Raw genomic sequence first — 6,530 nt, 5'->3', positions numbered from 1 at the left:
AAGCGAACCTCCCAGCAATCGGCGATCTGGAGCGTGTTCACGCGCTTAGTTCGGGCGCTCCAGATGTCCGCTCATCGTTCAACAGCGGCACAAACAGCAGACATGATCGAAGGTCGCCTATGGGCCAACAGCCGTCATAGGAACGACAGGGTAATCCAGCCCATTTTCAACGACGTCCTGCACGATCCAAAATGCCCGCGGTGGGATCCCGAGTTCGACCCATCGTCACTTAACCGAGACGCTCCTCAATTCCCGCTGAGACATGTTCGTCGATCCACCGGACAACTGCGGAACGTACGTCTGCATTTTCATAGACACTGTGCGCTAACTGATCGGCGTTGCTGCCTCTTGTATCCCGCGAAAACAGATGAATCGTTGCTGACGCGCCAACGGGTATCGCTTCCGTTGTAATTTCCAGAGCGAGAGATGAGCCAAGCCCCATAGACCAGCGCGCGACCCAGATCGCTATCCGCTCATTCCAGCGAACATCTAGTTCTTCGAACATTTCCCGAGAAGGTACCGTTCCTTGTACGGCGGTAACAACCAGAATAGCTACCAATAACATTAGGAAAAAGAAGCCGTACAATAGATTATCAAAGAAAGTCGTCTTCAGACCAACTAGCACAAGCACGGATACGGACACAGCCACTCCTCCAATGATAGAAAGACCGGGCGCCGCAAAGTATTTGGCGCCGGCGGAAGCTAGAATGCCGACCAACGGAATGAGCCAAAATGCGGTGGGTACAGGCAGATTACGAAAGGGCTCCCGGAGAAATCGAAGGTCATTCGCTTTTGCAAAGTACGTCGTCAGTCTCACTGAGGCCCACGCAAGTAGTTGACCACTTGCCAAGCTGGCAGAGGCCTCATCTCCTGTCACTCTGAATACTCCGATTTGCGTGTTCTTTGGAACGCACACATTCAGACCATCAGCTAGTTCAGCCACTCTCTTTGTCCCGATGTCGCCCAAGTGCGAAATGATCACGGCGGCAAAGGTGCAAATGAGACCCAATGTCACGAGAACGCCACACCACTCGAAGAACGAGAGGCCTGATGCTAGGTTAAATATGTAGCTGGCTAGGAGGGCCAGCCCCATAAGGCCCCCCACGACAGCCCTCTCAGAAAAAAGGAGGCGATCGCGATGGATGGCGTGGAGAAACGGAGTTGCCAGGCAGGCTATTCCATCGATCCTCGTTCGTCGAGCAGCGTAAAGGGCGACATTTCCGCCATGACTGTGTGCTACTACATACTGCTTAGCATCGGGATATATTGCACGAAGTGCATCGACAAAGTCGCTTAGCTCTTCTGCGGCTTTCGCGCGATCCCAAAGGTTATTGCGGCCGGACCAATCGAATCTCGTTACAACGGCTCTACATCGCAAATTGTGAAGCAGGTCTATCGAGAATTTCGAATCCAGCTGTGTCCACTCAGCACCTCTAGCAAACGTTCCATGAACCAGAGTAACGACGACCATGGGCGACATGGCAGTTCTCCCTCGGTTCGAATCGGTGCAACACATCAATTAAGTCGCTGTCGCCACGACGAACGTGGACTGAGGATACCAGACGGGTGTATTTGCCGGAAGCGTTCGCAAGCTGAAGCTTTCCTCGGAACAGCGACTGTCGATTGGCTTTGCTCGCGGCCCCAAAAACTGTCTGATCAGGGTCATAAGCTGCGGTGGCGCACTATGCCGCGATTGGACCGCTTAGGGCCATAAGCGGACCCAGGCGTGCAATGAGCGAGCGCATCTCTGGGCGTCAGGACGATCGCCTCGCTGAAGTTGCAGTTGAGAGGCTCAGCGCTGCGAATGCATCGGGAATTAACTACACTTGGTGGTTGACACAAATTAAATACACTTATTTAATTGCTCCGTCGCCCGCCGTTTAATTATAGAATCGATCGCGTTCTGTTGTGGGGGAATCGGTAATGCGTTGGCTTGCGCTTGCACTGATTTTGAATGCCTGGGGAGTGTCCGCGGCTGAACTGCGCGGCACCTCCGACGCGCAGAAATATGACACTCGCGCCCAATGCGAAGCCGATCCTAACAGGACCAGAAGCTGTTGCGACTTTACTGAGCGGCTCCGATACGCCTCTCCGCAACATGATGGCAAGCTGATTTCAGAACTGGGATCAGAGATGCCGACTCGATTTGTGTGTCACGACCCAGATTTCAAACGATGAGAACGGCTTCAATCCTCATGCTCGAAGCCGGTTGAGGCGTATTTCAGGAGGGTTCTCTTATGTTGTTTTCAGGATTTTGGCGATGCTGCGTAATCGCCACGTTGACGCTGCTGGCCGACGGCGCGTTCGCCCAGCCGCCGCAGGAAATCTCCGTCCCGGCTGAAGACACGATCAGGCTACAGCCCGGTCAGATACGAATTCTCCAATTCGGGGAGGCTGTGAAGCAGATCGGTACGCCGGAGGACAACATCGTGGAGATCACGCCGCAGTCTGAACGCATATTCACCTTTAGGGGGCTCGCGTCGGGCGAAACGATTGTGACTGCCCGATCCGACGACGGTCGCGTGGTCCATCGGGTGCGCGTCGTGGTCGGAGGCAATCTAGTCAAAGTGTATGGCTTGGCGGATGAACCGGACTATGTCGGCTTTATATGCGATGGGTACGGCTGTGGGCGCGGTGAGTCCGGGCAGGCTAAAGCCAACTCGACGGCGGTACGGAAACCTTTGCGCGGCGGTGGCTTCATCGAAAAGAACTATCAGTAAGGTGTCAGGCAGCAGCTTCCCGCGCGGCGAGGACGAAGGACCGAATGTCGGATAGAACTTCGTTCAGGGGTCAAGACCGCTTGGGGTCAAAATGCGAAGAACTCAGGTTGAGCAAATCTAGTCCGCTCTGCCGCGATAAGCGGACCTCCGTGAGACCTAGCGCAACTTCGCAGATGGGCCAAAACCGGAAGTCGCCTCCCTCTCTCGATTAGCCTATCTGAGCGAGTCAGGAGGCTAGGAGGAAGCTCGAAACCCAGCTCTTGGCAGCCTTGAGATTGATGACTAATTCAAAATGGATCTCTTGGAAGAAAGGCATTTCTGCTGGGTTGCTACCATTGAGGATTTGGACGATCCGCGCGACTATCCTTCGACAGCCTGCCCTCAGATCGTTTGCGTGCGACATAAGTGCGCCCGCCTCGACCATGTCGCCAAAGATTCCAATAGCCGGCAATCTGAGATAACTAAGTGATTGACTTAGTCATGTCGCATTGCCTCGACGGCCCGGCGAAATTCTGCTTCGTTGCCGGCGAGCGCAATTAAAGTCGCAGGCGTTGCAGATTTGCAACCCGCACAGTTATCCGCGATACTAAGCTCCTGCATTGAGACGACCGAAGCATATTTCGTGCTTAATTCGATACGATCAATGGGGGCGAAAAGTGTTTGATGTCTATCGCAATGGCAAGCGGGACTTGCTCGTTCTAAGCACAGGGGCCGCGATACCCGGTGCTTACTCTGCAAATAACTGGCGCAAGAGTAGAAAAAGAATTCGCAAAGTAAGCGACGAGATTAGGTCAGCCGTTCATCGACAAGGTTATTACGTTCGTAGCTTCCGTGTCGCGAAGGAGGGCACGATCTAAGTGAGCGGGCCGGCGGCCCTGATGCTCCCATCTGCAATGTCTAGAACACCAGCCGCGAGCCCGGATACTCGGCAACCCATTGTTCGCCGAACTTCGATCCTCCCCGACACAACTTGTCGTACTACCATACCGGCTTCTCGCAACCTGCTAACTATTTTTCAACCGCTTTGACTTAATTTCTGGATACGGAGCATCTACAGCCGGTCGGCGTGGCCATTCTGCGACAGCAAATGCTTGCCCGAGTGGACCTGTCCCCGTTGTAACTCGCGTATAGTGTCTTTCTTTTATCATCGCTTTTTTGATCTTTCGGCAGGACAAGGCCGATCGGAATTAGAGATTCGCGACAGATGTCGTCAGTGATACAACTTGAACAGCCATACAAAGCAAAAACTGCGACAAGTCCCTCGTGCTATGGACTGCCCGATATTTTGGTGAACCTCCTCGCTTTATTATCGCAGATTCAAGCTCTCGAGATTCAGACGACAGATGACGCTCGTCAGGCGATCATCCTTCTTGAACTCGCGAATGGCTGCATCCGATTGACCGTCGGACAAACCAAACTGAACGAGACAACCCGAACGACTTTACTGGCTCAGTCGGCGCGGATCGATCTGCTGATTGCAGAGACCTGCAGAGAGGCGGCGTGTTTATTCGAACGAACTGATTTGAAATCGTGGATTGCAGATGAAAGAGAACAATCGAAAGGCGCACCGCGTTCGATTTGAACACAAACACATCGTGAGCATCATGGGTGTTGATGGCACGTGGCGAAGAAGCTGCGTTCTCGTGGACGCCTCTGCAAGCGGCGCGAAGCTTGAGGTCGACGGCTCAACGGACCCCCTGAAGGCACAGGAATTCTTTCTAGTTCTCTCGTCAACTGGACTGGCATTTCGGCGCTGCGAGCTGGTTTGGGCGGACGGGTCTCACGTCGGAGTTCAATTCGTCACAGCAAAGACGAAGGCCAAGGCGAGCCCACAGAAACGTCTTGTTGGCTCACAATGAGGCGGGTTCGGACTTGCCAAATGACCGCTCAGCAGGATGACAGGCTTGTTGTCGGCAGTCGTTTCAAGATGAGCGAGCTGGGGATCGTTCAGTTCCCAAAATTGGCCCACAAGACCGGCACCATTGTCGAAATCAGTATTCGCACCCCCGGCGTGACGGTGCTGTTCGACGGCGCAGTCAGACCGACCGTCTTAGATCGAAGCTACATATCTCCTCTCTCGAAGTGACGATCTTGTCGACCGAGAACCTTCTCCGACTTTTGCAGGTCGCGCTCACCATGAAAGCACCGAAGCCAAAGCAATGGGCCGAGCAGGAAGTCCGACGATTAGTCAGGCTCGCTCGGCGGGGAGTTGGCACATCGCGGATAGCCGCCGAACTCGGCCGTCACGCCGGATCGGTGAGGCGTATGGCGCGAACGTTGGGACTGCTGTTGAAGAAGTAGCTCCGAGCGTTCTTCAGCGCAGCGCGGCTGGCCTACAGACCAAAACCTCGGCCAATCTCCCGCGCAAGCTTGAGCGCGGCGTCGGTATGGCGGCCATAGAAGAACGCTCGGTCAAGCTGCGAAAAGATGCCCATTCCAAATAGCGCGATGGCAATGCCTCTAAACATGGTCATGGACCGGGTTGAACGATGCAAGGAAAGTTCAAAACGGCCCCAGCCGCAGGACTGGGGTAAACAGCCGGGGCCGGCATTCCCATTCCAATGTGCCGCAATCGGCGGTAATCGGCACGCTTTCAGCAAGCCACAAGAAACCTAACGAACTCTTTCTCACGCCGCCATCCGGGCGCGAGCCACGCCGTTGAGGTTGGATCAATGTGAAGCGCAGTGTGGGCGCTACCCATCTGCTGCTTTGCTGAGCTGCTGTGCGATTCTGAGGTCTTGCATTTCCCAATTGGCGCGCCCTCGCTCCTAACGATCGGGATGGCAGGCTCTCACCCTGATGCTGCAAAGCCCCTCGGGCCAGCCTTGGCCCCTAGGGGCTGGAGGGGACAAGTGCGGGGCCAAGGCGGTCCGACGGCTGGCGCTGAGGAGCGCCATGCACTTGAAGGCTAGTCCCAGTCGGCAAGATTGCTGTGTTCACTTGTGACCCGAGGCAGGTATTTGTAATTTTCCCGCACACGGCAGCGGCCTTTGCAGGCCTAGATCACTAGAGGAATCCAGCACAGCGTGTAGTTGTGGCACGCGGTTTAAAAGGCCGGGTAAGTGAGGGCGGATGTTGACCCGCCCTCACACGAATGCTGGCCCTCCATCTTTGCGCACCACTAGTTCTTCGCCGGCTCGAACATCCTTCTGGACCACGGGCTCCTCGTGCAGTTCTCGCATTGCGTACTCGCGCTCCAGGGGTTGTCCCGTCGCAACTCCCGTGGCTGGACGGCGCTCGACCACGGTTCTCTCATCGCGCAGTCGCACGTCCTTTGCACGGGCTCCTCGACTACGTAAGTTTTTATGTGTTTGACGGTCTCGGTAGCCCGTTTGCCAACCTTCAGTTCTTCTTCCGGAAGAGGGATGACCTTTTCGCGTTCGACGCCTTGAGAGACATATCCTTCTTGCCTTACCGCGCTTCCTGATGCTCCGCTTCCGACCGCTGCCGTGCCATCGCTGTTTTCTTCGTGAATCTCGACTGGATTGTACTCTTGCAGCACACCTTCAATACGTTCGAGATCGGCCATGCTCGGAGCATCTACTAACACCGACAACGCGGCACCACCTCTTTGCATGTGGTTTTCATAGAGACGGCGCTCGTCATCCGGCACATCGCTTCCAAACAGCCAGTCCCAGAAACTTTCTCCATCCGAAGCTCGCGCTTACTCTATCGCTGATCGAAGATTGTGATGGTTGATTGCTCACTCTCACATGATCCGCTGGAACCCCTGAACCGACCAAAGCTCGGTACGCTTGCTCTGCATCGTTGCGGGAGCTGTATACTGCTACTACGCATTGTCCTTGCATG

The 6,530-nt window shown here is 55.0% G+C and carries 7 protein-coding genes; 5 read left to right on the top strand and 2 right to left on the bottom strand.

Going from position 1 to position 6,530, the window contains the following annotated elements; genetic code table 11:
• Positions 1–229 precede the first annotated feature (229 nt).
• Entirely contained in the window at positions 230–1,480 is a 1,251-nt protein-coding gene (locus tag I6F16_RS35220; protein ID WP_225174479.1) for an alpha/beta hydrolase, read from the bottom strand.
• 757 nt (positions 1,481–2,237) lie between these two features.
• On the opposite strand from I6F16_RS35220, the gene I6F16_RS35215 reads away from it, so the two are divergent.
• The 5 genes from I6F16_RS35215 (at position 2,238) to I6F16_RS35190 (ending at position 4,806) form a co-directional block, all read left to right on the top strand.
• Positions 2,238–2,720: a pilus assembly protein N-terminal domain-containing protein gene (locus I6F16_RS35215; protein WP_225174478.1), complete on the top strand. Its 483-nt coding sequence runs from the start codon at positions 2,238–2,240 to the stop codon at positions 2,718–2,720.
• A gap of 656 nt (positions 2,721–3,376) precedes the next feature.
• Positions 3,377–3,577 carry a hypothetical protein gene (locus I6F16_RS38285; protein WP_225125337.1) on the top strand — a complete coding sequence of 67 codons (201 nt, stop codon included), beginning with the start codon at positions 3,377–3,379 and terminating at the stop codon, positions 3,575–3,577.
• A 431-nt stretch (positions 3,578–4,008) separates the two neighbouring features.
• Positions 4,009–4,302: a hypothetical protein gene (locus tag I6F16_RS35200; protein ID WP_225133333.1), complete on the top strand. Its 294-nt coding sequence runs from the start codon at positions 4,009–4,011 to the stop codon at positions 4,300–4,302.
• Positions 4,262–4,579, top strand: a complete 318-nt coding sequence (locus I6F16_RS35195; RefSeq protein ID WP_225174477.1) for a PilZ domain-containing protein — start codon at positions 4,262–4,264, stop codon at positions 4,577–4,579. Before I6F16_RS35200 ends, I6F16_RS35195 begins: the two co-directional genes overlap by 41 nt.
• 20 nt (positions 4,580–4,599) lie before the next feature.
• Positions 4,600–4,806, top strand: coding sequence for a hypothetical protein (locus I6F16_RS35190; RefSeq protein WP_225125334.1), 207 nt, complete (start codon positions 4,600–4,602; stop codon positions 4,804–4,806).
• Between the two features lie 1,035 nt (positions 4,807–5,841).
• On the opposite strand, the gene I6F16_RS37870 is transcribed toward I6F16_RS35190, so the two are convergent.
• Positions 5,842–6,333, bottom strand: a complete 492-nt coding sequence (locus I6F16_RS37870; protein ID WP_249785719.1) for a hypothetical protein — start codon at positions 6,331–6,333, stop codon at positions 5,842–5,844.
• Positions 6,334–6,530: the final 197 nt, after the last annotated feature.

The sequence above is a fragment of the Bradyrhizobium sp. IC4060 genome (genome assembly GCF_020193715.1).
Taxonomy (GTDB): domain Bacteria; phylum Pseudomonadota; class Alphaproteobacteria; order Rhizobiales; family Xanthobacteraceae; genus Bradyrhizobium; species Bradyrhizobium yuanmingense.
This window is presented reverse-complemented; position numbering and strand designations above follow the sequence as displayed.